Genomic DNA, 26334 nt, shown 5'->3' with positions numbered 1-26334 from the left:
CATCGTGTGCGTGGGGCCGTGGGGTAAGAGCACTCATATATAACGATATAATCATAAGGCACTGGGCATATGCTCGGTGCCTTATTACTATGCCTATATAATGGTAGAGCCAGCAGGAATTGCTGAGGTTGTCGGTTCGATTCCGGCTGCTGTTAAGGGTGACTGGCACGGTGGCTGAATATGATGTATATCTGGCTGATCTACGTAAAGCATAAGGAGTGAGAGTAATGCTAAGACATATTCGGCAGTGGACTATCGAAGAGATACAACAGCATGTATACCTGACAACGACCGAGCTTAAGCTGCTTACCTATTTCATGGGTAGTAGGAAGAGCAAGGATATAAGCGTTGTGTGCGGGCTGCTGGGTATGTCAAAGCATCGACTCACTAAGACCAAGCGTTCACTGGATCATAAGCTGAACAGATCGGAGATGAAGAAGAATGAAGGTTAAAGATCCATTCTATGGCACGAGCAAGTGGAAAAGGAAAAGGGAGAACGTATTGCGCCGTGATGAATATCTCTGTCAGGAAAGTAAGCGGTACGGTAAGACCGAACCGGCAACGACAGTACATCATATCTTTCCGAGAGAACAATATCCCGAATTACAGCTCGAGACATGGAACCTGCTAAGTCTCAGTGATCGACAACACAATGCAATGCATGACCGCGATAGCCATGAGATCACGGCTTTAGGTCAGCAATGGCAGGATCGGCGGAGAGATGAGTTCCAAAAATTCTACGAGCAAAAAGGCATTCGAACCTCAGAATCATAGCCCCCCACCCATATTTATGTTTTTTTCAAAACCCGGGGACCGGTGGGGGGAGCTTTTTCCAATAGAGAGAGTCCTCAAAAACTTTTTTTGAGCTTTTGGAGGGAGGTGAGAGCGTGACGAAAGTGCCGACGAAGGAAACGATTAAGAGACGGACGATTGAAGATATGAAAACGCTGGGAGTTCATAAACCCCAGTATAATCGGGTGGTTGATCTCTATTCTGAGCTGGTTCATCAGTTCTTAATGCTTAATAAGAAATTTGAGGACGAGGGATATGAATACGAATCTTATACAGCTGCTGGAGGTGCAAAAAAGGCACCGATTGTTGCAACACTGGAATCTCTTCGAAAAGACATTTTGGCATACTCCGACCGTCTATGTCTCAATCCGAAATCCCTTGAGACAGTAACGGTAGAGCAGCAAGGGAAGTCTGTTTTAGCGGCTGCCCTTAGCAGTATGAATGAGTGATTTCAAAAACTATGACATCGTTATGGAGTATGCCAGAAGCGTAGTTGAGGGTAGGAAGGTTGCGAATAAAGAGATCCGGCAAGCCTGTCAAAGGTTTTTAAATGATCTCAATAAGGCAAAGTATGATTTCAACCCTAAAGACGCTGAATTTGTCATAGGAATAATTGAAAAAACCTTTGTCCATCAAAAGGGCGAGGATATGGACGGCTACCCATTGAGAGGAAAGTCGTTTTTGCTGCAACCATGGCAGAAGTTTGTTGTTTACAATCTACTAGGATTCTTTCATGAGGGAACGAAACGTCGTAGGTTCAAAGAGGCATTTAATATGCTGCCTCGTAAACAGGGAAAGACACCTTTTATGAGTGCTTTGGCTTGGGGGCTTGGTCTGCTCGAAAGAAGATCTGGAGCAGAAATTGTTATTGTTGGGGCTCAGCTTAAACAAGCCTTACAAAGTTTCAATTTCCTATTGTACAACATTCGTCATATGGGCGAAGAAAAAAACTTCCGAATACTTGATAACAACCAGGAGCACAGTATCAGTGGTGAGCTTGGTGACGGATATATGCGTATTGAAACCATTGCCGGCAACAGTGACCGAATGGATAGTTTGAATACGTTAATTCAAATTTTGGACGAGCTTCATTTATACCGCAGTGCGAGTCAATACAATACCATCAAAGAATCTGGCAAGGCTTATCGAAATAGCTTATGTATTGGTATTACGACCGCCGGCGACAACATGAATTCTTTCTGTTATAACCGTATGGTGTATTGCCAAAAGGTACTTGAAGGAACGATAGAAGACGAGCAGCTCTTTATATTTATAGCGAAGGCAGACGCTGATCCTGATACAGGTGACGTAGATTATACTGATCCAATTGAGCACGAAAAAGCAAATCCTAATTATAATGTTTCCGTATCCGGAGAAGAATTGATGAATGATGCAATGCAAGCACAAAATGATCCGCAACAGCGGAAATCGTTTCTTGCGAAATCATTAAACATCTATACTTCTGCAATTCGAGCTTATTTCAATATGGATGAATTCAGGACAAGTGATCATCAGTATAAGTGGACTTTAGAGGAGTTGGCGAAACTTCCTATTGATTGGTACGGCGGTGCTGACCTTTCCAAATTCCATGACTTAACAGCTGGTGCTTTGTATGGAGAATATGAGGGCGTTGACATTGCCATTACGCATGCCTTCTTTCCTCGGGCTGTTGCTCATTTGAAAGCGGAAGAGGACAACATACCTTTATTCGGTTGGTTGGATGACGGATGGTTGACAATGAGTAACAGTGCAGTTGTAAATCATGCGGAAATTATTAATTGGTTTGTGGATATGAAGAAAAAAGGATTTAGAATCAAGCAGGTCGGCTTTGATCGTAAGTTCTCACGAGAATTCTTTATCGGAATGACACGAGCCGGATTCAAAATCATTGACGAGCCACAGTATTTCTGGAGAAAAAGCCAAGGGTTCCGGCGGATTGAAATACGAGCCAAGGAAAAGAAATTCTATTATCTGCATTCACAAGCATTCGAGTACTGTTTGCAAAATGTAAGTGCGATTGAAAAGACGGACGATATGATCCAATACGAAAAAGTGATGCCGGAGCAACGGATTGATTTATTCGATGCTGCGGTTTTTGCTGCTGTTAGAAAAATTGAAAATGATGAGAAAGCATCGAGCGCTTCAAAATGGTTGAAAGGAGGTTGAGTGTTTTGGGGATTTTAGATTTATTCAAGCGAAAACGTCAAAGCAGAGCTGCACCACAGGATGCAATGGGCTGGTTTCTATCGAATGATGCTCATGACATGCTGTGTGTACCTGGTTACACAAGGCTATCAGATAACCCCGAAGTTAAGATGGCTGTTCATAAAATCGCTGACTTAATCAGCAGCATGACGATTCACTTGATGCAAAACACAGAAAACGGCGACGTCAGGGTGCGTAATCAATTGGCAACCAAGCTGGACATTAACCCATTCAGTCTGACAACGCGTAAAAACTGGATGTATAATATTGTGTACACTATGTTGCTTCCTGGACAAGGAAATAGTGTGGTGTATCCTAAATTCAAAAATGGGTTACTGGATGATCTGGTTCCGTTGCCACCATCAAGAGTTAATTTTATAAATAAAGCCGATGGTTATCGAGTGCTATATCAGGGAAAAGAGCATAATTATGATGAGGTACTTCACTTTGTTATGCATCCCGATCCTGAACAGCCTTGGATTGGTACAGGATATCGAGTTGTATTGAAGGATATCATCGACAACCTCAAACAAGCCACGGCGACAAAGAAAGGGTTCATGGGCGGCAAGTATATGCCAAGCCTAATTGTGAAAGTTGATGCTAATACGGCAGAGTTATCCAGCGAAGAAGGCCGTGATAGAGTATTTGACATGTATTTGAAGCGTAGTCAGGCAGGTGAACCGTGGATTGTACCTGCGGAAATGATTGAAGTAGAACAAATCAAGCCGCTGACGCTGAATGACTTGGCGATAAATGATGCTGTGCAACTGGATAAGCGAACGGTAGCCGCACTGATTGGAGTGCCGGCTTTTTTTGTTGGAGTTGGCGAATTCAAAAAGGATGAGTACAACGCCTTTATTGACACTACGCTGCTGCCGATTGCGCAGGGCATCCAGCAGGAACTTACGCGTAAGCTATTGATCAGTCCCGAATTATTTATCCGACTCAATCACCGCAGCTTATATTCCTACAATCTGGCTGATTTGGTCTCTGCCGGTAAGGAAATGGTTGATCGCATAGCCATGTCACGAAACGAATGGCGCGATCTGGTCGGGTTCGGTCCGCGTGAAGACATGGAGGAACTACTGGCACTTGAAAACTTTATCCCTTCCAACAAGCTTGGAGACCAAAAAAAATTGAGCCCTGGGGGAGGTGAGGAAGATGGATAGGGATCAGAAAGTAACTCGTACCTTACAGGCTGACCTGAAAACTCGTGAGGAGCAGGATGGACAGGATCTGTATATCGAAGGCTACTTTGCCGTATTTAATCGAGAAACAGAGCTGTTTCCTGGCGGATATGAGGAACTGGCATCCGAAGCGTTCAACGAGACGCTGGGCAATGATATTCGGGCATTGATCAATCATGATAGCCGTCTGGTGCTGGGTAGGAACAAATCGGGCACATTGGAATTGAAAGTTGATGCACACGGGCTTTGGGGGCGAGCAAAAATTAATCGTTTCGATTCAGACGCAATGAATATGTATGCGAGAGTACAGCGTCGAGACGTGGATCAGTGCAGCTTTGGATTTAATATCCTAGAGGAGCAGACAGAATTCAGGGAGGATGGCACGGTGAAGTGGACGATCCGTAAAGTGGATCTGCATGAGGTATCTGTCTGTACTTTCCCTGCATATGCGGATACTGGCGTCCAGGCTCGTAAAGAAGATTTGGAGCAGCATAAAGTGAGACGGATTGAGCAAAGAAAACACCAAGCGAAAGAGAGGCTGAAACGATGGCACTGAAACAACTGATGATCAGAAAGAAGCTTGAGCAAAAAGGCAAGCTACTGGAAGAGCTGCGAGCAAAAGATGCTGATATCCAGAAGCGTTCAAAAGAACTGGAGACAGCTTTGCAGGAGGCATCCACGGATGAAGAGATTGCCACTGTGGAAGAAGAAATCAATAAAATCGACGGCGAGCAGGAAGAAGTCGACGGTAAGAAAACTACTCTGGAAGCAGAGATTTCCCAACTGGAAGGCGAGCTGGAGCAGCTCGAAAATAATGCACCAGAGAACAACCCTGTGCCGTCTGCTGCTGGCACTGGAACCGATCAACGATCAAATACACCCTATCAAGGAGGCGACACTCGGATGAGAGGCAACAAACACGAAACACGCGCACAAATGAAAGAGCGCTTGAATCAACCAGAAGTACGCGAATTCTACGGAAAAATTATGGAGGCTGCCAAGTCGTTTAATGCGCGCTCCCTGTCCGGCACCGACCTGCTTATTCCAGAAGTCGTCCTGAACATGATTCAGGCTCGAATCGGTGATTTCTCTAATCTGTATGGCGAAGTGACTGTACAGCCGCTGTCCGGCAGCGCGCGTATCATCATGGACGGCGCTATTCCAGAAGCCATCTGGACGGAAATGTGTGACCCGGTACAGGAGCTGGCTGGCGCATTCAGCCAAACAGAAATTGATGGATACAAAGTCGGCGGATATATTCCGATGTGTAATGCTATCCTGGAAGACTCCATGATTCCGCTGGCTGATTATATCGAAGGGCGTTTGGCGCAGGCGATTGCCAAGGCGCTGGATAAAGCCATTCTGGTTGGGACTGGCGCGGCTGGCAAGCAGCCACTGGGTGTTATTACAGCACTGGCCACTGTACCTGCTCAAAACACAACCAGTGATGGTACTCTGGCAAACATCATTTCGAAGATGGCGATCATCGATGATGGCGAAGATGGCGCTGCGATCGGCGAAGTAATCGCAGTCATGAAAAGATCCACGTACTATTCCCGCATCATGCCGCAAACCTACTTGCCGACTGCTGATGGTCGCCTGGTTGTGCAAGGGGCGAATACAGCGCCGCGCCTGCCGGACGGTACACGGATTGTATTCAGCCAGTATGCGCCAGTAGACACAGTCGTTATTGGTGATTTCAAAAAGTATCTGCTGGGTGAACGTCGCGGCGTGCAATTGGCTGTATCGACAGACGTTCGTTTTATCCAGGATGAGACCGTCTTCAAAGGCACCGCTCGCTATGACGGAAAACCAGTCTACAACGAATATTTTGTCGTTGTGAAGCTGGATGCACTACAAGCAGATGCTAGCGCTTAATACCATTTGTTGAAAGGGTGAAATCAAATGCCTTACCAAGTAATCAAGGATTTCAAAGACCTGCAAGATGATAATCACCAGTATCGTGCAGGCGATAAGTACCCTCGCGCTGGCCGTGCCAAAAAAGATCGAGTCGAAGAACTCAGCGGCAATGACAATAAAATGGGCGAACCGCTGATTCAAGAAGTCAATGAGTAGTGTGAATCCGTCAACGACAGTTGCACTGGTTAAAGAGCGGATCGGCATCCGTAGCCCGGTCAGGGACACCTACCTGACTGCTATCGTCGGCAGCGTCATTAAAGAACTAGAAGATGAGAAAGGTGTCATCCTAGACGGGGACAATCTAAATCATCTTCTTTTTGTTTGCGACTATGCAACGTGGCGCTACCAGAGTCGGGATGAATCGGGAGCAATGCCCCGACATCTACAGTTCAGGTTGCACAATCTAATGCTGCATAACGGCGGTGGGTCCGCGTGAATTATGACCATGAACTTACGTTGCTGGAATATCCCATCATAGAGGACGAGATCGGGAATCAGATACCTGGGGAGCCGGTAGAGACCGCCCTGCTCTGTCGCCAGCAATCCGTCAGCCGCTCGGAGTTTTACAATGCAGCAGCGGCAGGGCTTCAACCAGAAATCTTGTTTACCATTCATGCTTATGAATACGATGGTCAGCGAGAACTACTGTTTGAAGGCTCGAAGTACAAAGTGATCCGAACTTATCAGGCAAGCTTCGAGGAGTTAGAGTTAACCTGTCAGAAAGTGGTGAGCACATGACTGATATAGATAGTTTGGCTCGCGATATTATGGGTCAGTTTACGGAATGGACGGAAACCGTTACCCGATCCGTTGACAAAAAGGTTAAAGAGTCAGCGGAGTCCCTACGAGAAGAAATATCTACAAAATCACCAAAGAAAACCGGAGCATATGCTAAGGGATGGGCGGTAAAACCGCAGCGCAGCGGAGGACAGCAAAAGTATGTTGTTCACAACAAGGACAGATACCAATTGACTCACCTGCTGGAAAAAGGCCATGCAAAACGAAAAGGTGGGCGCGTCGCCGCTATCCCGCATATTGTGCCAGCAGCAGATAAGCATATCGGCAAGTTGGTAACCGACATTCAAGGAATCATCAGAAACGGTGGTTGACATGACCCAACAGGAACTATATCAAGCACTCAAGTCACTCGGCATGCCGGTGGCTTATTCGCATTTTGTCGAAACCGCCGACAATTCGGTGCCGAATCCACCTTATATTACGTATCTGGCCACCTATTCCAGTGACTTTCAAGCTGATAATAAAAATTATCAAAAAGTACGAAATTTTCAGGTTGAACTTTATACAACCAAGAAAGATTTGATTGCTGAAAAATCGCTGGAGGATTTATTAGATAAATCTGAACTTCCGTACACTTTATCAGAAACCTATTTGGATACAGAATCAATGTTCCAAAGAATATATGAAATTCAATTAATTTAGGAGAGTGAACAGTAATGAATAAAGTTACATTCGGTTTGAGAAATTTGCATATCGCCTTTAAAAGCGCAACGCAAACTGGCACAACGCCGGCTTATGATACGCCAATCGCCGTACCTGGTCTGGTACGACTGGCACCAACCGCAGTTGGTGATTCCAGCACCTTCTTTGCTGATGACGGCGCTTATTACACTGTAACAGCCAACAACGGGTATACGCTCGAACTGGAAATTGCATTGTTGCCGGATACGCTGGCTGCCCGCATGTTCGGTTGGAAGATCGACAAGAACGGCATGCTGGTTGAAACATCTGACGGTAAACCAGAAAAGTTTGCTTTTATGGCTGAGGTGCAAGGCGATCAGCGCAACCGTCGCTTTGTCTATTACGAGAATCAGGCCAGTCGCCCGGCTAAAGAACGCACGACGAAAGGCGAAAGTGTAGAAGTGGGTACCGACACACTGAACCTGACGTCGTCTCCTATCCTTGTAGGTGATCAAATGATCATTAAGGGCGACATGGAATTGAATGATTCTAATACAACTGCTTACAATGCGTTCTTTGACAAAGTGTACATTCCAGACTTTACAACTACATCTAAAACCGGAGGTACTGCGTAGTGAAAGAACTCAATATCGGATCATCTAAAGTAAGAGTCAGAGCTACCCCTCTGGCTCTTTTGTTTTATAAACAAGAATTTGGTACGGATCTGCTGGGAGATTTGCTCAAAATGCAAGATATCGGTGCAGACCTGAGTAAGATGGATTCTATTGCATTCCTACAACTGACATGGGCAATGGCAAAAGCGGATGCATTTGGAAACGGACAATTTCCGTCATTTGTGGAGTGGATTGCTGGTCTGGAATCAATTGACTTCAGTGATCCCGACTTTATGCAAGGGATGTTGGAGGAAGCGATGGCGGGATTTTTTCGTGCCGGCGGAAAAGCTAGTGACGGAGCCAACACAGCAGGCAAATAGAGATACGTTCGAATTAGATGTAATGGCGATCGGCAAGCGTATTGGTTTGGATTTTTCTGAGATGAACCAATTGCGTGTGCGCGATCTTTTTGGTCTTGCTAATAGCTACACCGGCAGGGAAGAAAATAAAGATCGACCACGAGACGCTACACAGTCTGATATCGACTCTTTCTATAGCAGATAGGGGGCAGTATGGCTGACAACATCAAAGGCATCACGGTAACGTTGGGGGCAGATACTACTGCCCTCTCTTCTGCGTTGGCTGATGTGAACAAAAAAAGCAAGTCTCTTCAAACAGAATTGAAGGATATCGAAAGGCTGCTAAAATTCGATCCTGGTAATGTTGATCTACTTGCACAAAAGCAGCGTGTGTTGCAGCAATCAATTGAGCAAACTAGCAGCAAACTTACTCAGTTACGATCGGTACAACAGCAAGTTAACCAGCAATTCCAAAACGGTACTATTTCCGAATCTCAGTTTAGGGCATTTAACCGGGAGATCACGCGAACAGAGCAGCAACTGAATGGGTTGAGGCAGCAAGTCCAAAGCTTGGGTAGTCAACAGATCAATGTAGTAATAAACGGCAATGCAACCTCTGTATCACAAGCTTTAGGTGATGTGTCTACCAAGGGTAAAAGGCTGCAAGGTGAATTGCGTGAGATCAATCGTTTGTTGGAACTTGACCCTAACAACATTACGTTGGTTGCACAACGTCAGCAGGTGCTGAGTGAAGCAGTCTATAATACGACCGATAAACTCAACCGTCTGCGATCAATGCAGGAGCAAGTTAATGAGCAATACAGACGCGGTGATATTGGAGCAGAGCAACACAGACAGTTTCAGCGCGAGATCGAACGCACGGAACAGGAACTGCGAGACCTTACTCGCCAGCTCAACAATCAAGAAGAAGAGGTCTCGCAGCTTGGTCGACAATATAGACGAGCGTTTGATGAAGCAAGACAGTCGATGGACAACATGTTTGATAACCTTAAGCGAGTTGGTGCAGTTGCAGCTGGTGCAGGGATTGCGATTGCGGCAGGTTTAGGCATTGCCGCAAGCAAAGCCGCCGATTTTGAACAAGCAATGAGTAACGTTAAATCGGTCATGGCCCCTGATGAAGTAAAGGAATTCGGATCTGCCTTGCAGGATTTGGCTTTGAAAATGGGAGCGGAAACGAAATACTCCGCAACTGAGGCGGCGCAGGGCATAGAAGAATTGGTGAAGGCAGGCGTATCTACTGCTGATATCCTAAATGGCGGTTTGTCTGGTGCATTGTCATTAGCAACTGCCGGAGAGCTTGAACTTGCAGATGCAGCAGAGATCGCATCCACAGCACTAAATGCTTTTAGAGATGACAATTTAACCGTTCAGCAGGCAGCCGACTTACTTGCAGGCGCTGCCAACGCTTCGGCAACGAGTGTTAGTGAGATGAAATATTCGCTGTCGGCTGTGGCTGCCGTAGCCGCCGGTATGGGTTTGTCATTTAAAGATACCACTACCGCAATTGCTGTATTTGCTCAAAATGGTCTCAAAGGTTCGGATGCGGGCACATCACTTAAAACGATGCTGATGAACTTACAACCATCTACTAAAGCACAAATCAAAGAATTTGAACGTCTTGGTCTCATGACATACGATGTGCAAAAAGGTATGCAGGTACTCAAGGATAATGGCATCAAACCCGCAGGAACTTCTTTTGAAATAGTAGATGGACAATTACAAAAGCTTGGTGCGACCTTGTCGGGAACAAAAGAAGGATCGGCAAAGGCAAGGGATGCGTATCAAGAATTGACCATGCAAACTGGTATTGCGCAATCAGCGTTTTATGACGCTTCCGGAAGTATGCGGGGGATGAATGAAATCGCGGGAATACTGCAAAAGAGTATGGCTAAAATGACAGATGCGCAACGTGCATCATCACTGGAAATTTTATTCGGGTCAGATGCGATCCGTGCCGGCAATATCCTCTTTAGAGAGGGTGCCAAAGGCGTTGACGCAATGGCAGCAGCGATGTCTAAAGTTGGCGCTGATCAGGTAGCGGCAGAGAAGCTTAATAACCTAAAAGGTCAGATTGAGCAGCTTAATGGTGCAGTTGAGACATTCATGATAAGTATTGGCAACGCATTGCTGCCAGCGATAAAAAATATGGTGGGCGGACTGCAATCTTTAGTGGACGGCTTTAATGCATTAAGCCCTGGAATGCAATCCTTTATAGCAAAGGCTGCAGTAATTACTGCGGCGATTGGGTTATTTGGAGGGGGTTTGTTAGTGATCATAGGTTATATACCAATGATCACTGCCGGCTTTACAGCCCTCATTTCGCTCTTTACCACTATCGGGCCAGCAATCGGAGCCGCTTTTACAGCCGCTACCGGTCCGATTGGCATTGCTATCGCCGCCATTGTTGCAGCGGCGGCGTTAATTATCCTGAATTGGGAGCCGATAAAGGAGTATTTTCTTAAATTATGGCCGCAGATAGTAGAGGCTACAACTTCCGCATGGAATGGAATTGTGGAATTTTTCTCTGGTATTTGGGAAAAGATCAAATCTTTCTTTAGCTCAGGCACGGGCGAAGTCGTCGCACTGTCCAATCCTATGATCGGTTTACCTCTGCTCATCTTCAATCATTGGGATGAGCTGGTTGCGATGTTGCAAACCGTTTGGACAGCGATTAAATCCGGCGTAAGTACGGCTTGGACAGCTATAGTAACAACGGTAACCGGCATCGTACAGCCATTCATTCCGCTGGTTGTTAATTTCTTCAACAACTTAAAAGAAGGTATCAGTAAGATATGGGATGGATTAAAAACATACTTTACTGGAGTATGGGAAGTGATCAAAAATATTTTCCTCGGTGCGCTATTGATTATCGTCGACTTGGTAACCGGCGACTTTGAAGGCTTGAAAAAAGATACTGAGAAAATATGGAGCAATATCAAGGATGGATTCAGTAAAATCTGGACTGGTATCCAACAAGTATTTTCTGGCGCATTACAAATCGTTACTTCATACGTTAGTAATGCTTGGCAAGCGCTCAAAATCGCGACGACTGCCGCTTTCACCGCTATAGGATCGGCTATCAAGTCGGGATGGAACGCTTCTATTGCATTCTTTAGCTCGCTACCATCGACGTTAGCTGCCTGGGGGACAAAGATTTGGACGGCATTCAAAAACGCCAATGTTCGAATGTTTGTTGTTTTAGCAACAGCCATTTCAACTGGTCTGAACAGCGCAATGAAATTTGTTCGTGAGTTGCCTGCTAAGATGGTCCAGTGGGGTAAGGATGCCATTCAGGGCCTGATTAACGGTATGAAACAAATGATTGCTAATGTCGGTAAAGTTGTTGGTGACGTAGCCGAAACAATCAAAACGAAGATTAGGTCAGCGCTGGATATTCACTCGCCTTCTCGCGTTACAAGAGGATACGGACAGAATGTTGGCGAAGGCTTGGCGTTGGGTATCAAGGATAAGGAAAAGCAAGTTGCTGCGGCTTCCGCTTCTGTCGGTAAAACCGTAGATGATTCTTTTGCCAAGTCTATGAAGCGCATTAACGATAATGCAGCAGCAGCGGCGGCAGGGTCCAAGAAGTCAGCAGACAAAATCAAAAAGTCATTTAACGAAGCGTTTGCAACTGCTCAGAGTGAGCACAAGTTAGGGCGCTTGGATACAGACGATTACATTAAGGCTTTACAGCAGGTGCAATCCAAGTATGCTCAAACTTCGGATCAGAGCCGCAAGGTAACACTAGAAATTGCGAAACAACATAAGGATTTGGCTAAGGAACAGACGGAAGCGGCTAAAGCGGCTTATGAAGCATCCAAGTCCTTTATCGAGAAGAGAACCGAAGACGGAACTTTCAGTTTGACGCAAGAACTTGCTGCTTGGCAGAAAGTACAGGAACAGTACAAGAAAGGCACTGAACAGCGTAGGTCTGCTGAGGAAGAAGCAGGCAAAGTAAGAGTTGAGATTTATAAAAAATTGTCTGAGGCTAGCGATAACTTTCTAGCTAAGACAAAAGAAGTCAATGACAAGGTGGCTGCCGAGGAAGAGCGACTGAACAAAGCTTATGAGGATGCAGTGACTCAGCGCGCTTCAGCTATTAACGACTTTGCTGGATTGTTTGACGCGGTCAGCAACAAATCAGAACAGACTGGTCAGGAGTTGCTTGATAATCTACGTAGCCAAGTGCAGTATCTCGGTACATGGTCACAGGAAATCGCCAAATTAGCAACGCGAGGCATCGATCAAGGCTTATTGGCAGAGCTTAGGGAAATGGGTCCGAAGGCATTGCCGCAGCTCATTGCTCTTAACCAGCTGACCGATCAGCAATTAACTGAATACAGCAGTCTCTTTTTACAAAAATCAGCAGAAGCACGTGCGCAGGCAGTCACAGAGTTAACTGGCATGAAAGACGAGACCACTGCGCAGGTAGCGCAATTGCATAAAGAGGCTGCTGCTGAAATGAACGGATTAAAAAATGATTTCCTCGAATCTGTCAAATCAATCAGCAACAGCAGTAAAGGCGAGTTCAACGCTATGAATAAGTCATTGACTCAAATTGGTAAGCAGTCCATGCAGGGCCTTATTGCTGGTTTGAAGTCCATGAAAGGCGAAGTCGTGGCGCAGGCTCAGGATATTGCTAACGCAGTCAGCAAAACCATGCAGAAGGCGTTAGACATCCATTCCCCGTCAAGGGAAACGAAATGGGTCGGTCAGATGGCAGGTCAAGGACTGGTGGATGGCATGGCTGCGATGGTTACAAACGTCAAAAGCCAAGCGTCAACATTAGCAACCGCTGCCATGCCGCTACTGGGACAAGGCAATGCCGCCGTAGAAACGGTTTCTGCCAGTTCTGCATCAGTCAACGTCAATGCCGAAGGGATGTTTGCTGGTGCTACATTCAGTGTACGCAGTGACGATGATATCATTACATTGGCTCGACAAATCGCCGTCGAGCTTCTCAATCAATCCAATACAGCAGCGCGCGGAAGGGGGTTGTCTGGTTGATATCATTAATTTTGAGTGGGAAGAGTAATATGGAACTTGGATTTTACGCGACAGGTGCATCCAAACGTCCGATGTTGCCAGTGACAATCGATCGCACGCTGGTGATTCCGGGCACTAATGGGGCATATAACTTTGGTGCGGATCTTGGAACTCGGACGATTGAGTATGACTGCCGTTTTATAGAGCAGGACTATTTAAAGTTGCAGCAGGTTGTAATGGAACTAGCTGCTTATTTACTTGACAGTTTCGGAAAGCCGCGCACTTTAGTTTTGCAACAAGTGGAGCGCCCAGGGCAATCTATCACTGTTCAATATTCCGGACAAATCGATTTACAAAGGATTATGGGGACTGGGGTATTCAATCTACCTTTGTTAGCACATGATCCTTATTTTTATTCGGATGAACAGTTGGTCGAACGGAGCGTAACCAGCTCCCCGCAGGTTATCGAAATTCAGTCATCGGGTACGATCCGCACTGACCCGTATATTGTTTTTACGAATACCGGTTCCAATACGATCAATCGTATTCGCCTTACAAATGAAGTGCGAGTCGAATAGAAGGGAATGAGTTTCATGGCAGCATTAACAAATTACGCCGAGGCTCGGCTATTGAATTACCTTTTCCGAACAGGAAATGTCTATGTAGCTTTGTATAAAACAAACCCGTCAGATTCTAATACTGGCGAAGAAGTATCTGGTGGATCTTATGCAAGACAATTAATATCATTTGGCGATCCGACCCAAATTGCGGATAAAGGCACGATCAAAAACTCTTCTGATGTGGTATTTCCTGTCGCTACTGCTGAGTGGGGAACGATTGCGTATGTTGGAGTGACTGATGCGGCAACTGGCGGCAATTTATTGGCTTATAAAGCAGTAACTAATCCACGTGCGGTATTGATATCAGATCGAGTGCGTTTTCTGTCCAATGAATTTAGCGTAGAAATCGACTAAGAAAGGAGTTAATAACAGTGGCTAACATAATGTATCCGGCGAAAGTAAACTCGCCAAAAACAACATTATCATCAGCGATCACTGCTACAGCAACAACCATTGCTGTAGCAGATGTAACTAAACTGCCTGCGGCGCCGAATATCTTCACCATTTTAAATGGAGATGGCTCTGAAACAGTGTCTTATGCAGCTGTCGACGGTAGCAATTTGACAGGATGCGTTCGTGGTCTTAATGGTACAGCGAAAGCATGGACAGTCGGTACCGAGGTATCACGTACATTTACAGCTTATGATCATGATGCTTTTATATCCCAAATCACCGATCTTGTATCTAAGACAGTCGCTGCATCAATTAATAATTCTGGCATCGTACAACTCAGTTCAGCGCTTACAAGCACGGATGAAACAAAAGCAGCGACTCCAAAAGCTGTAAAAACAGCTAAAGATGCAGCGGATGCGGCGAAAACAGCTGCTGACAACAACAAAACCTATATTGACAATAACTTCGTCAAAAATATAGGCACTCAGAGTATTGAATTGGGTGTATCAAATCCCACTACTGCAAGCCCTGCTTATATCGATTTCCACTCAGGAGCGACATATGTGGATTATGACGCCCGCATCATCTCGATAGGAGGAGACGGTTCCAGCGGACACGCGACGCTATCGATACAATCAAGCGACGTTGAATTGGTCACTTCATCAGGAGCTGTATATGCATCGAGATTAACGCGCTTAATGGTGGGTTCTGGTCAACCAGAGGGTGTTGTTAATGCGTTAGTAGGCACAATCTATTTAAATACCGCAGGCGGCACATCTACGTCACTATACGTCAAGGAAACTGGCGGTGGCGGAAATACGGGGTGGAAAGCGAAATGAGCGAAGCGATCAGAGAGTACAAAGAGTGTGTGTTTGTAGAGGGAGTGCTTTGGAATATCGGGCCTTGGGATTATCAATATCGAGATATACAAACTGGCACTGATGAAGAAGGTCAACCAATATTTGAGCAACGCGCTATGAATCCTTTGCCGGAGAATGCAGTTATTGATCACCGCTGGTTCCGCTTTACGCCTGAACGGGGATGGTATGAAGAAGGCACAGAGCCAGTACTCAGTTTCAATGAGCATATGAATCGGAGCGTTACCGATATGTACGCATTGTTGGTTGAAAAGAATGTGATCACGATCGACAATGTGCCGAGCTACAATGAATACGATTTTAAAGCGGAGGTTCAGAAAAAATTGAGTGATTCCGATGCTTGATTTCAACATCGGATCATTCAATGTAGGTACAAATTCAGAATCATATCTCGATCTATCCGTCACCATGTCCATCGATACCGAAATGTATTCACGCAAAACCGAAGGTTCTAGTGAAACAGATCGCGGATTTGGTGGATTATCATTCAATAGTCCATCAGTTTACGAAACTCGATATCAAATGAATTTTGGGTTGGACTTTACTATTCCAGATGTGAATCTATCCATAGACTCTGATATAACGGCTAATCCGGGATTTGATTTGCTAATGGACGGTGTTTCTATGTCTGCTGAAACCGATATGCAGGTATTAATGACACGCGATTTATCGCCACTAATTACTATGTCAATCGACACCGATATGTTAGCACCGCCTGCATATTATCAACAAAGTTATCTTGAATTATCTGGCTCGTTTGCGCCCGGTGATCGCATCGTAATTGATGCATCAAAACTGACTGTCACCAAAAATGGACAGAATGCATTGTACATGCTCAATGGGGATTTCATTGAATTGAATCTCGGTCCAAACCAAATTCAATACAGCGACGATGCCGCTGCTCGCAATGTGTTAATGCGCGTGACTCATCGCGACCGGTTTATATAGGAGGCGACATGAAGAAATCATACGTAACCATATATAACTTGCAAATGCAAAAAGTCGCCTTCCTGGAAAATGCGTTTGATATCAGTTATAACCACGGATTAAATGAGGTCTGGACTTCTAATTTTTCTCTGCCAGCTGACGATGAGAAAAATCAGTGGTGCCAGCCTTTTTATTTCGCAGAAGTATTTGACAACGATGAACGACTTGAACTGTATCGAATTATCAAAGTCACGACCGATCGCCAATCATCAGGACCGGTAAAAAAGTATGAATGCGAGCAGGTGTTGGCAACGCTGCTTGATGACTTGATGTTTGGTTATCATACTGTTGGTAATTTAGGTTACTATACCGCAGATGTGATCAGGTATATTCTGAACCAGCAAATTGTCCGGCGTTGGCAACTCGGTCGTTGCGAGTTTACGCGCCAATTCGAGTATAACTGGGAAAACCAGAACTTGCTCGGAGCACTGTTTAGTGTAGCAAATCCGTTTACCGAGCAGTATCAGTGGGTAACCGACACCACTACTACGCCGTGGACGTTACATTTGATCAAGCCCGACGATACGTTGCAAAGTCATATCCGCTATGCGACAAATATGCAGGGGATTAGCAAGGTAGAGGATGCCAGCAAAGTTGTGACGCTGATGATCGGATTGGGATATGGCGAAGGAGTGAATCAGCTCACTTTCGCTGACATTAATGGCGGCTTGCGATATGTTCGTGCTGAACAGTCGATAGTAGACCGTTACGGATGGATTGTGGGTCTTTTTGTTGACAAACGTATTGAATATGCGGAGACTTTGCTAGCGAACACACAATCCAATCTTGATGAAGCAAAAATTCCGCTTGTGACCTACTCAGTATCAGCATCAGAGATATATCGTTTGACAGGTAATCCAGTACATCGCTTCCAGACGGGTACTGTGGTTCGTGTCATGGATGAGGAACTCGGTATAGATATACAGGCAAGAGTGGTCAAAAAATCCAAAAGCAACGTTCTAGGCGCACCTGGTGACGTGACACTGGAGATAGCCAACAAAACACAGGATATCGCCAGCAGCTTGGCGGACGTGCGCAACCGTCAATACGTTAATGATGTGTACTCGCAGGGGGCGACAAACGTTAACGTACAGGATTTTGATGACAATATCGACTTTGATCATCCTGGCGTTATCGAAATCTATGTGCCAGATCAGACAGTACGGATTAATAGTATGATGCTTTCTTATCAATTACTTCCGTACGAGTATCATGACGAGACCGGAATACATGTAAATAACGATTTTACTGCAGAGTTCACATATATTAACGCAGATAACAACTCGATTCGTAAGCCAGACGGGGATCAACTGTGGGGGCAGTCGGCAGAGATAGACTTAGTCAAATGGCTGGAAACTGATGATTCCGGAAAGGTCACAAGAGGCAAGTTTCATAAAATACAATTCAGCCCCGTGTTGCAATTTGGCGAAGCTGCTCGACTTAAAGCCACGATCGTTACACAGTATTTTGTGCAAAGTCGCGGAGGCGGCAGTTACTAAACGCCGAAAGGCGTATTTTTTATGCCCAAATATAGAGAGGTAGTGAGGGGTTTGGGGGATGAGGTTTCACAAATCATTAGAGTAGCTGCGACCGCCGTTGGCGCAGTCGTAGGCTATGCGTTTGGAGGGTGGAACGTGTTAATTCATTTACTGCTTATACTTGTGGTTGTTGATTGGCTGACCGGCTGGGCAGCAGCATGGATGCGTGGTGAGCTGAAAAGCCGCAAAGCATTTTATGGAGCTACCCGTAAGGTGGCTATTTTCCTGATCGTTACCGTGGCGCATTTTATTGATGCGGCCTTGAATCTCAGTGTTTTTCAGGATGCAGTGGTGTTCTTTTATATTGCCAATGAACTGCTGTCTGTGATTGAGAACGCCGGAAAGATGGGATTGCCTATGCCAGACGTTTTACGGAATGCTGTGGGCATTTTCGAGTCAAAGACAAAGCCTGTTGAAAATCCGGTGCTGATACCGGAGGCACAGCCTGAAGCTGTGAAGGAAGAGAAGTCAGAGGAGGATGAGAAAGTTGGACATGAACAAATATAATATCGAACGGCGCTATATCGACAAGCGTCAAAACGTTCGGCCTGGTCTCCGGCTTGTATCCGGTACACCGGGCTTTTTTGTTGCACATGATACAGGCAATCCGGGTGCGTCGGCAGACAATCACTTTAAGTATTTTCAAGATTTAGTCGGGCGTAGCGCATCTGCTCAAGTCTTCATTGATGATAAAAAGATTTTGGAGATCATTCCGACCGGTACAGGTAGTGATGCTGCTGAAAAGGCGTGGCACGTCCTGTACAACGTTAAGACAGACAACGAGCGTTATGGAGACGATGCTAACGACATCGCGTTGGGTGTGGAATTGTGCTATGGCGGCAATATCAACTTTGCTGCTGCATATGACCGATACGTTTGGTATCTGGCATACTGCTGTCGCAAGTGGGGCAAGAACCCGTTGATCCACATTGCGAGTCATCGCCAGCTCGATCCGGCACGTAAACGTGATTGCGAGCAGGCCCTTGCTGTGGGCGGCAAGACGCTCAAGGATTTGCTGTATGACGTTAAGACAACAATGGAGGACAAGACACCTGTACCGCTTGATTTTGCACCACTGAGCGTCTATCTGGCGCGCACGCTGATCGACACCTATGTACGCCCTACTTGGCAAGCTGAGCACGATGCAGGCAACGTAGACGCTGCCGCGCATTATGCACGTTTGGCTGATAACATCCGATCAGTTGCTGGTGTTGATGAAGACTTTAGACCGCTGGCTGCCGCTGTCAAATTGCCGAAGTCGAATGCTCAAGAATGTATCATCCGTTGGTTGTCGCCGGCATGGTTTGCTGCAAGAGCTAAGGACAATGAGGAAGGTAAGAAACACTTTAACAATTTTGCGAATGCACTCCGGGCAGCTGCCGGAATGCCGCAAGAATAACAATAGAAAAGAGGATTCAATATGGATAAAATGCAATTGGTACTGGCTTTCGCGTCAACACTTGCAGTCGTGGTACTAGCGCTAGTGCAGTTGGTCAAGACAACAGTAAATGTGCCGAAAAACATCCTACCTCTGATTGGACTGGCTGTAGGCTTGTTGATCGGCGCGGCGGCGTATCCATTTAGTGATTTGGAGCTGGTGCTCCGGCTGTGGGCAGGTGGGTTAGCAGGCTTGAGTGCGACAGGTTTGTTCGAGTTGGCGCTTAAAGATCGACCCGGAACCACCAAAGACAATGATATCACATGATTTTTTTGATTTTTGCTTGACATAACGTCTCTGCAACTATCTCACTAAAAAATGAATGGTTTTGCAACCGTGAATAAAAAAGCCCTCTGCCAGCTAATGCCGGTAGAGGGCTTTTTTTGTTATGATCCCCAGCCTAAGTTATAAGTTGGAGCCGATCCTTCGCCATAGCCTGCGAGAATTGGACTGCCGCCAAATCCATGTGCAGCAACCGGGCTGCTGCCTTCTCCGAATCCAGCACGAACAGGATAGCTTCCCCATCCATGCCCCAGTACTGGGCTACCACCTTCACCATGATTGTTCATATTCATTTCACCTCCTGCACAATCAATACTATACCTTACATATGCTTTGTTATATACCAAGAACCTGTTTCTTTTTCGCTGCGAATTCATCTTCTGTAATGATTCCTGACTCTTTTAACTCTGCTAACCTTTTAAGTTGCTCTATTGGATCATTAACACTTTCAGCATTTGATGACTTCTTACCGATTTTTGATTGAGCAATCTGAATAAACTGATCATAGTCACCTTCATTGATGTATTTCATGCTGACCTTATTACCTGATGCGAAGAATGTAACTGTCTTGCCCATTAATCCTTTGCCAGTTTCCACGGAACTGATATTGGAGAAGGGGAAAGACTCCGAATCATATCCAAAAGTTCGTTTGCCATAGAAGAATATTCTATCAGGAGTCGCTATGAGTACTCCATTTTTAATAGTAGCCTGACCGAGTGTTTTTGTTTCATACGCGCCAAACACCCCAGCTAATACTTCTTCGCCAGGTTGTAAATGTTCTCGTGCTAGTGCAATCAACTTATCTATTTTAGCCACATAGACCCCTCCATATATATTATGTAATGTATAATTATTATATCGGTAAATAGTGGAAAAGGATTCATATTTTTATTTTATTTCACATCTTTTTTTATTTGTCAGTATACTAACAAGTATGTATTAACGTATAATTTGAACAACTACGTTTTCGAGAGGTGTGGAATGTCAGCAGCTGTATTTATTGGGTTGGGTGTTCTGGATGTGTTTGCAGTATTCGTATTAATTTTCAAACTGTATCGACTTCCTTTATTTTTGGATTTTGTTAAGATAATATATTTTTGCATCTTTGCAGCAGTAGTATCATACATAATCAGAATATTTTTAGTGACGCCTTGGATCGATATGCCACTACTGATTATTATGATGATCTTATTCTTGAGATACGTTTTAAAAATGCGAGTGCTGTACGCATCCTTAGCTATAAGCGCAGGGATGAATGCTTATATAATCATTCAATTAATAATCGCAATCCTGTTCACTAATTTTATTAGTTTTGACAAAACGGTATTTGCGCAGGATTTAACAGCACAATCTCAAATTATTCAGCTTACTTCAATTGTTTCAGCTTATTTAGTGGGATTTCTGCTTTACAAAACACGACGCGGATTCTCCTTTATCCCAGTCATGCCACATGAATTTAGTATCAGAACAAAATACAGCAATTATAAGGCGATCACTATTGTCACAGTCGTTGGAGTAATATTCCTGTCGCTTGCACTTACCTTACTGTTACAATTACAAATTGCTTTATTGCTACCAGGTAGTTTAATCGCATTTGGCTTGTCTTATTATTTTTCCAGTAGGAAGGATATTGAACTATGATTGAATCATTATCTCTTTCTTTGGCAAAAAGAATACAACGCTCGTATCCACCTGCGAATGTAGAGATAATGGCATACGAGATCGGGCGTAAGCTTAATTTTTGGGCAATAGTGATTTTGACAATTACAATAGCTTGGATATTCGGTGACGTAGTAGGATCAATACTGTCTATGATCTCATTCGCTCTAATTCGTCACTGGAGTGGGGGAAAACATTTCAAGTTAACCTTATGTACGATCGTGTCAGTAGCGTTGTTTGTAATAACCCCTTTAGTATCAATAACTCAAACTCTAATCTTTTTGATTGGCGCAGTAACGTTGCTGGTTTTCTTTTTTAAAACTGATAATAATCGTAGGATATATTGTTGCGTACTCATTATTATTGCTGTTTCCATAGGTTCATCCACACTTATTTTGACGTTTTGCGCTCAAGCGTTCTTACTACTTTGGAGGGAGGACAACACGAATGAAAAAAATAGCTGAGTTGCTATCACGAAGGCTTGAAAAAGACGCTATTAAAAGCGCTAAAGGTGACTATACAACAAATAAGGTGTTCATTGGTAAGCAAGAGTTGCCAAGTGAACTACTGAAAAAGCTGGGTAAGTAATATGATTATAGATGGTAAAATACTGGGATCAATTATAGATGATGATAAAGAAATCGGTAAATACACTCTTCACGATCTGAATGATGTTTGTTATGTCGATATGTTTTCTGTTAATAAAAATCAAAAGAATCGAGTTCCGCGATTTAATTCGCGGAACCTGGTGACAACTGAAGTGAGGACATTCGAAGCAGTAAAACAGGGATTGGAGGACGTGGGCGGTAATTTTCTTCAAATGGACACTGGGTTACTTGTTAATTTTGATCTTGTGAAAAGAATTTTAGATACTCCACAAGGATTATATGCTGACTTTGGGGACGGATATAAAGTAAGAATTGCAGATAACAAAGACAAAATGCCAATAGTAAAGAGCCTCATGTATTAAAAGTGAGGCTCTTTACTATTTTTTATAAGAGTTGTCAAGAAATTTTGAGCAGGGGTCTAAATACAGACATCAATTACTTTTTTCGACATTTTTCCTGTTTATGGATGAAACATTTTATAATAAACTAAATTGGTAAGTTCATAACATGAGAATCAGATAGAAGATGCATGAGAGTTACATAACATTTGAGAGCTATTTGCTCCCGAAATCTCCAAGGGAGACTGCGGACACCACCGCAGTTATTGCTGGTTACCAAATTCGAATTCATAAAACTGATCCATAGGAATATCAAGTATGATAGATGCCCCGTATAGAACATCTAGTGGCATTTCACGCTCATTATTACAGTAATGAGACACCATGCGCTTGTTGATATCCAGTCGTCGAGCGAACTCGGCTTGGCTCATTTTACGACTTCTCAAATGGTCACGCAGCAAACATCTCCCCAGGGAGACTCTACTCATTGCTTCCTCCTTCTCGGTTCTCGGAAAGGAGACGTAACCCAATGAAGATTATACCACCCTAACCCCTAGTAAGGAACCAGAACAATACAAGAACAAAATATACCAGGGGGAATACAGATGAAGGTCAAAGAGTTAAGCGAAGTAAGGATTGAACGAGGATATAGCATTGAAGATGCAGCTAGTCGGATGGGTATTGGATCATTAGCATTAAGGGAATATGAAACCGATCCGAGTATTGTACCTGTGAGCATAGCCTGCCTGCTTGCGAATTTTTACAGAGTGTCTATCGATAATGTTAATTTCAAATAAAAAAAGCCTGCCATAATTGGCGGGCTTTTTTTCTAACCACAAACACCCCACAAATATATTTTATTTTCATTCCCTCACATTCCTCTATATTCCCTCACATTCCCTATTAGATCGCTATTACCCCTTATTTGGAGCGTATTCCTTCCCTTTAATTCCCTCTAGTTCCCTCTAGTTCCCTCTAGTTCCCTATTGGCAAGATATCATGAAGATGTCCGCTGAGGTAGGCTTCAAAAAATCGAAGCTGCCTGTATGGACGGTACTGATTCTTGGTTTTCTGGGCGGAGCCTTTATTTCGCTAGGATTTCTCGCGGATATTCGCGTAATCGGAACGGCTCCGAAAGAGCTTGGTTCGATTGCTGGATTTTTCGGAGCAGCTGTATTTCCAGTTGGCTTAATGCTGACTGTACTGGCAGGAGCAGAGCTTTTGACTGGTAATATGATGACGATGGCTGCGGCCTTATTTTCTAAAAAGATCGGTATGGCAGCATTGCTGAAAAACTGGGTGCTTGTACTGATTTCTAATTTTGTGGGTGCAATTGCAGTCGCTTACTTTTTCGGACATGTAGTTGGACTGACCGAAGGGGATTTCCTGGCGAAAACGTTGTCGATCGCACATGCAAAAGTTCACGATGGTTTTGGTGAAGCATTTATATCGGCGATTGGCTGTAATTGGCTCGTTTGCCTGGCTGTCTGGATTGCGTATGGCAGTAAAGATTCATTTGGCAAATTTGCAGGCATCTGGTTCCCGATTATGGCGTTTGTCGCGATTGGCTTCCAGCACGTTGTAGCTAACATGTTCATCATTCCGGCAGCGATTTTTGCAGGCTCGGACATTACATGGCTTCAATATATCGAAAACTTTGTACCCGTATTTCTCGGTAATGTTGTCGGCGGTTCGATCTTCGTCGGACTGGCTTATTTCCTAGCATACCGTCATACATGGGATAGCGTAACAGCTTCGACTGAACAGGCGGCTGTATCGACAGCTACTGCTTCGAAGCGAGCGATTCCAGACGCTAACTTGAACAATACACATGCTGTAAAACATTAATGGCTAGGGCGTGTACACAAATTGTTTTGCTAGAACAGACATCACGATGGCGTACACGTACACGAGTTTTGTAAACATTCCGGTATCATCCATTGTGAGGGCTTGGGGATTACATTATCGTATTGTAATCCCCAAGCTGGATACGTTGGAGTGCAGTATATTCGGGTGACGATACAGTATGCGATACAAGGCATTTACTAAGAAGCACACGAGGCAGCATGCGATACAAAGCATGGACTAAAAAGCACATGATACAAAGTCTGCAATAAAAAGTCTACAGTACAAAGCATGTGATACAAAGTACATGATATAAAATGTACGATAACATGTACGATAACATGAAAAAACCCGATCTTGAGTTCTCAAGATCGGGTTTTTTTGTAAATGAAGTTGGTCGTAACAAGCTTATACACAGATTACGAGTTAAACGGCATGCTTGTCTGCTGGATTGCTGTTTGACTCTTCTTCGTCGCGGTTCGCATCATTGGATGATGTCGAAGGGATGGGTGCTACTGACGCTGAAGTAGTCGAGGTACCGTGTTGCTTCGTTGGAGCACTATCTGCTCCTGCATGCTCATCCAACTGGAAGCGATCCAACTCATGATGCATTTCGCCACGAATTTGGCGTAGTTGCTTCACCTGTTCGCTGGACTGCTGGAAGGCATGACGCTGTTCTACAGTAGAAGCGGTAATTTCCTCACTGCCCGCAGCAGATTGTTCGGTAATCGCACTAATATTTTCAATTGCTTGTTGCACTTGATTGCTTAGTTCATGCGAGCTTTGCATATCGCCGGATAGACGATGAATATGCGAAGCAATCTGCTGAATTTGCTGATTGATCGCGGAAAATGAAGCTTCTGTTAGCACAGTTGCCTGTTCTTGCTGCACAAATAAGTCTACACTGTTCGTTACTGAAGCGTTCACCTGGCTAACCGCTAAAGTAATAGCTTCCACCGCTGCAAAAATCTGACGAGCGGCTTGTACCGACTGATCGGCTAGCTTTTTCACTTCACCTGCGACAACAGCAAATCCACGTCCAGCGTCGCCTGCGCGAGCGGCTTCGATGGAAGCATTCAGCGACAGTAGATTGGTTTGCGAAGCGATATCCGATACAAGCTGTGTCATGCTGGCAATCTGTCCGGCATTATGCTCCAACGATTGCACCGTTTGCTGCAATTCACTCATCGCCTGGCGGTTATTCGTGACAAGAGCAAGTTGCTGTTGCATACGACTGCTGCCTTCTTCGATGGAACGCAATACTTCATTGCTGTATGCTGCCGATTCGGACGTCGTTTCCAGATTCGAGCGGAATTTGTCCTGCATCTGATCTACGACTTCCACCGTTACACTCAAATCTTCGGCAATTTTCTGGCTACCGACCGCAAGCTCTTCAATGGATTGAGCAACCTGTTTGACAATATCCTGCATACGATCATTACTGCGATCGATATCCTGTGCCATATCGTCTACACGATTGCCAGCTTGACCGATCGAACTTACGATACTGCGCAGATTAGCAATCATTTGATGGAAGGAGCGGTTCAGCTCGTCCAGCTCATCGCGTCCTTTGGCTGCTTTCAGTTTCACTGTCAGGTCGCCGCCAGCGATACGCTGTGCTGCATCCGTTAAAATTTGCGTACGACGCGCAAGCTGTTTCGCTGTGTACATATTGAACATACCTACCGCGATCACAAGGATGATGGCACCAATGAGTGCGATTTGCCATGTCAGATTAATGCTGGAAGTAAGCTGGGCGGTATAGTTTTCATAGTCCGCTTTTGTTTGCAATTTTAGCAAATAGACATCGTTTTGAATGCCTTCAATCCGAATGCTTTCGCGTTTCGCTTCCGCAGCATCTTGCTTTTGCATCGCAGTGGTGCTCGCTGTACTCAGCTGTTGGAATTTGGTCTGTACACGTTCCAGTAGCTGCATTTCCGCTGGAGTAGGCAAGCCAGCTGCTTTTAACGTATCAAGTGTTGTTTGCACTTTAGTTAGCTGTTTCTCTACAATAGCGCGATTACTTTCCGATATAGAAAAGGAATAGTTATTCAACGCCTGACCGGTCGATACCAGATCGCTGTCTAGCTGCTGCGCATTCAGCATATTAGGCACCAGATCACTCGTTTGTGAATTGATGCTTAGTAGCTGGAAGATAATATAGCCGACCAGGATGAGCGAAGCGAGCAACGAGATGAGCGCGTTTCGCACCAGTTTTCCTTGTAATTTCATGGGGGATTTCCTC

33 protein-coding genes are annotated in these 26334 nt (G+C 44.8%); 29 read left to right on the top strand and 4 right to left on the bottom strand.

Features of this window, described 5'->3' with window-relative positions; genetic code table 11:
- The first annotated feature begins 441 nt into the window (after positions 1 to 441).
- The 23 genes from AAHF22_RS15125 to AAHF22_RS15015 all read left to right on the top strand — a co-directional run bounded on the left by AAHF22_RS15125 (position 442) and on the right by AAHF22_RS15015 (position 19624).
- Complete coding sequence (locus tag AAHF22_RS15125; protein WP_347325852.1) at positions 442 to 774, top strand: HNH endonuclease; 333 nt, start codon at positions 442 to 444, stop codon at positions 772 to 774.
- 113 nt (positions 775 to 887) lie between these two features.
- Positions 888 to 1241 carry a P27 family phage terminase small subunit gene (locus AAHF22_RS15120; RefSeq protein WP_347325851.1) on the top strand — a complete coding sequence of 118 codons (354 nt, stop codon included), beginning with the start codon at positions 888 to 890 and terminating at the stop codon, positions 1239 to 1241.
- A complete protein-coding gene (locus tag AAHF22_RS15115) occupies positions 1234 to 2958 on the top strand; it encodes a terminase large subunit (RefSeq protein WP_347325850.1) in 1725 nt (574 codons plus the stop codon). The genes AAHF22_RS15120 and AAHF22_RS15115 overlap by 8 nt, the downstream gene beginning before the upstream one ends.
- 5 nt (positions 2959 to 2963) lie before the next feature.
- Complete coding sequence (locus tag AAHF22_RS15110; RefSeq protein WP_347325849.1) at positions 2964 to 4166, top strand: phage portal protein; 1203 nt, start codon at positions 2964 to 2966, stop codon at positions 4164 to 4166.
- Positions 4159 to 4740, top strand: a complete 582-nt coding sequence (locus tag AAHF22_RS15105) for an HK97 family phage prohead protease (protein ID WP_347325848.1) — start codon at positions 4159 to 4161, stop codon at positions 4738 to 4740. The genes AAHF22_RS15110 and AAHF22_RS15105 overlap by 8 nt, the downstream gene beginning before the upstream one ends.
- Positions 4731 to 6062: a phage major capsid protein gene (locus tag AAHF22_RS15100; RefSeq protein ID WP_347325847.1), complete on the top strand. Its 1332-nt coding sequence runs from the start codon at positions 4731 to 4733 to the stop codon at positions 6060 to 6062. The genes AAHF22_RS15105 and AAHF22_RS15100 overlap by 10 nt, the downstream gene beginning before the upstream one ends.
- Before the next feature lie 27 nt (positions 6063 to 6089).
- Complete coding sequence (locus tag AAHF22_RS15095; RefSeq protein WP_347325846.1) at positions 6090 to 6260, top strand: hypothetical protein; 171 nt, start codon at positions 6090 to 6092, stop codon at positions 6258 to 6260.
- 276 nt (positions 6261 to 6536) lie between these two features.
- Positions 6537 to 6842, top strand: a complete 306-nt coding sequence (locus AAHF22_RS15090; protein ID WP_347325845.1) for a phage head closure protein — start codon at positions 6537 to 6539, stop codon at positions 6840 to 6842.
- A complete protein-coding gene (locus AAHF22_RS15085) occupies positions 6839 to 7213 on the top strand; it encodes an HK97 gp10 family phage protein (protein WP_347325844.1) in 375 nt (124 codons plus the stop codon). Before AAHF22_RS15090 ends, AAHF22_RS15085 begins: the two co-directional genes overlap by 4 nt.
- Before the next feature lies 1 nt (position 7214).
- Positions 7215 to 7544: a hypothetical protein gene (locus tag AAHF22_RS15080; protein ID WP_347325843.1), complete on the top strand. Its 330-nt coding sequence runs from the start codon at positions 7215 to 7217 to the stop codon at positions 7542 to 7544.
- 14 nt (positions 7545 to 7558) lie between these two features.
- Positions 7559 to 8158: a major tail protein gene (locus AAHF22_RS15075; RefSeq protein ID WP_347325842.1), complete on the top strand. Its 600-nt coding sequence runs from the start codon at positions 7559 to 7561 to the stop codon at positions 8156 to 8158.
- The gene (locus tag AAHF22_RS15070) at positions 8158 to 8517 is read left to right on the top strand and encodes a hypothetical protein (RefSeq protein ID WP_347325841.1); all 360 of its coding nucleotides are present in this window, start codon (positions 8158 to 8160) and stop codon (positions 8515 to 8517) included. Before AAHF22_RS15075 ends, AAHF22_RS15070 begins: the two co-directional genes overlap by 1 nt.
- Complete coding sequence (locus AAHF22_RS15065; protein WP_347325840.1) at positions 8489 to 8701, top strand: hypothetical protein; 213 nt, start codon at positions 8489 to 8491, stop codon at positions 8699 to 8701. Before AAHF22_RS15070 ends, AAHF22_RS15065 begins: the two co-directional genes overlap by 29 nt.
- Before the next feature lie 8 nt (positions 8702 to 8709).
- Positions 8710 to 13524 carry a phage tail tape measure protein gene (locus tag AAHF22_RS15060; RefSeq protein WP_347325839.1) on the top strand — a complete coding sequence of 1605 codons (4815 nt, stop codon included), beginning with the start codon at positions 8710 to 8712 and terminating at the stop codon, positions 13522 to 13524.
- Between the two features lie 29 nt (positions 13525 to 13553).
- Positions 13554 to 14081 (top strand): phage tail domain-containing protein, encoded by a 528-nt coding sequence (locus tag AAHF22_RS15055; RefSeq protein ID WP_347325838.1) that lies wholly within the window; start codon positions 13554 to 13556, stop codon positions 14079 to 14081.
- Positions 14082 to 14096: 15 nt separating this feature from the next.
- Entirely contained in the window at positions 14097 to 14477 is a 381-nt protein-coding gene (locus AAHF22_RS15050; RefSeq protein WP_347325837.1) for a phage tail fiber protein, read from the top strand.
- Between the two features lie 17 nt (positions 14478 to 14494).
- On the top strand, positions 14495 to 15355 hold the full coding sequence (locus tag AAHF22_RS23910; protein ID WP_371834069.1) for a phage tail protein: 861 nt from the start codon (positions 14495 to 14497) through the stop codon (positions 15353 to 15355).
- The gene (locus AAHF22_RS15040) at positions 15352 to 15738 is read left to right on the top strand and encodes a hypothetical protein (RefSeq protein ID WP_347325836.1); all 387 of its coding nucleotides are present in this window, start codon (positions 15352 to 15354) and stop codon (positions 15736 to 15738) included. Before AAHF22_RS23910 ends, AAHF22_RS15040 begins: the two co-directional genes overlap by 4 nt.
- Positions 15731 to 16342, top strand: coding sequence for a phage distal tail protein (locus AAHF22_RS15035; RefSeq protein ID WP_347325835.1), 612 nt, complete (start codon positions 15731 to 15733; stop codon positions 16340 to 16342). The genes AAHF22_RS15040 and AAHF22_RS15035 overlap by 8 nt, the downstream gene beginning before the upstream one ends.
- Before the next feature lie 8 nt (positions 16343 to 16350).
- Positions 16351 to 17880, top strand: coding sequence for a phage tail protein (locus tag AAHF22_RS15030; protein WP_347325834.1), 1530 nt, complete (start codon positions 16351 to 16353; stop codon positions 17878 to 17880).
- 51 nt (positions 17881 to 17931) lie between these two features.
- Positions 17932 to 18426: a phage holin family protein gene (locus AAHF22_RS15025; RefSeq protein ID WP_347325865.1), complete on the top strand. Its 495-nt coding sequence runs from the start codon at positions 17932 to 17934 to the stop codon at positions 18424 to 18426.
- Entirely contained in the window at positions 18413 to 19318 is a 906-nt protein-coding gene (locus AAHF22_RS15020; RefSeq protein ID WP_347325864.1) for a peptidoglycan recognition protein family protein, read from the top strand. Before AAHF22_RS15025 ends, AAHF22_RS15020 begins: the two co-directional genes overlap by 14 nt.
- 30 nt (positions 19319 to 19348) lie before the next feature.
- Positions 19349 to 19624: a holin gene (locus tag AAHF22_RS15015; RefSeq protein WP_347325863.1), complete on the top strand. Its 276-nt coding sequence runs from the start codon at positions 19349 to 19351 to the stop codon at positions 19622 to 19624.
- A gap of 119 nt (positions 19625 to 19743) precedes the next feature.
- Here the strand turns inward: AAHF22_RS15015 and AAHF22_RS15010 are convergent, their stop codons facing one another.
- The gene (locus AAHF22_RS15010) at positions 19744 to 19926 is read right to left on the bottom strand and encodes a hypothetical protein (RefSeq protein WP_347325833.1); all 183 of its coding nucleotides are present in this window, start codon (positions 19924 to 19926) and stop codon (positions 19744 to 19746) included.
- Between the two features lie 49 nt (positions 19927 to 19975).
- Complete coding sequence (locus AAHF22_RS15005; RefSeq protein WP_347325832.1) at positions 19976 to 20455, bottom strand: PH domain-containing protein; 480 nt, start codon at positions 20453 to 20455, stop codon at positions 19976 to 19978.
- 165 nt (positions 20456 to 20620) lie between these two features.
- Between AAHF22_RS15005 and AAHF22_RS15000 the strand changes: the two genes are divergently transcribed.
- The 4 genes from AAHF22_RS15000 to AAHF22_RS14990 are packed head-to-tail and all read left to right on the top strand — an operon-like array spanning position 20621 to position 22268.
- The gene (locus AAHF22_RS15000) at positions 20621 to 21280 is read left to right on the top strand and encodes a hypothetical protein (protein ID WP_347325831.1); all 660 of its coding nucleotides are present in this window, start codon (positions 20621 to 20623) and stop codon (positions 21278 to 21280) included.
- Positions 21277 to 21762, top strand: coding sequence for an accessory gene regulator B family protein (locus AAHF22_RS23905; protein ID WP_371834068.1), 486 nt, complete (start codon positions 21277 to 21279; stop codon positions 21760 to 21762). The genes AAHF22_RS15000 and AAHF22_RS23905 overlap by 4 nt, the downstream gene beginning before the upstream one ends.
- Positions 21746 to 21886, top strand: a complete 141-nt coding sequence (locus tag AAHF22_RS14995; RefSeq protein ID WP_347325830.1) for a hypothetical protein — start codon at positions 21746 to 21748, stop codon at positions 21884 to 21886. The genes AAHF22_RS23905 and AAHF22_RS14995 overlap by 17 nt, the downstream gene beginning before the upstream one ends.
- A gap of 1 nt (position 21887) precedes the next feature.
- Complete coding sequence (locus AAHF22_RS14990; protein ID WP_347325829.1) at positions 21888 to 22268, top strand: hypothetical protein; 381 nt, start codon at positions 21888 to 21890, stop codon at positions 22266 to 22268.
- A 239-nt stretch (positions 22269 to 22507) separates the two neighbouring features.
- Here AAHF22_RS14990 and AAHF22_RS14985 read toward each other — a convergent pair whose 3' ends face one another.
- On the bottom strand, positions 22508 to 22732 hold the full coding sequence (locus AAHF22_RS14985; RefSeq protein WP_347325828.1) for a helix-turn-helix domain-containing protein: 225 nt from the start codon (positions 22730 to 22732) through the stop codon (positions 22508 to 22510).
- Positions 22733 to 22849: 117 nt separating this feature from the next.
- Here AAHF22_RS14985 and AAHF22_RS14980 point away from each other — a divergent pair, with 117 nt between their 5' ends.
- Both AAHF22_RS14980 and AAHF22_RS14975 read left to right on the top strand, forming a co-directional pair.
- A complete protein-coding gene (locus AAHF22_RS14980; protein WP_347325827.1) occupies positions 22850 to 23041 on the top strand; it encodes a helix-turn-helix domain-containing protein in 192 nt (63 codons plus the stop codon).
- 202 nt (positions 23042 to 23243) lie between these two features.
- On the top strand, positions 23244 to 24092 hold the full coding sequence (locus AAHF22_RS14975; RefSeq protein WP_347325826.1) for a formate/nitrite transporter family protein: 849 nt from the start codon (positions 23244 to 23246) through the stop codon (positions 24090 to 24092).
- 423 nt (positions 24093 to 24515) lie between these two features.
- On the opposite strand, the gene AAHF22_RS14970 is transcribed toward AAHF22_RS14975, so the two are convergent.
- Positions 24516 to 26321, bottom strand: coding sequence for a methyl-accepting chemotaxis protein (locus tag AAHF22_RS14970; protein WP_347325825.1), 1806 nt, complete (start codon positions 26319 to 26321; stop codon positions 24516 to 24518).
- Positions 26322 to 26334 lie beyond the last annotated feature (13 nt).

It is taken from the genome of Paenibacillus wenxiniae (genome assembly GCF_039822605.1).
GTDB lineage: Bacteria > Bacillota > Bacilli > Paenibacillales > Paenibacillaceae > Saccharibacillus > Saccharibacillus wenxiniae.
The sequence above is the reverse complement of the archived record's forward strand: the minus strand, read 5'-3'. Positions and strand labels throughout refer to the sequence as shown.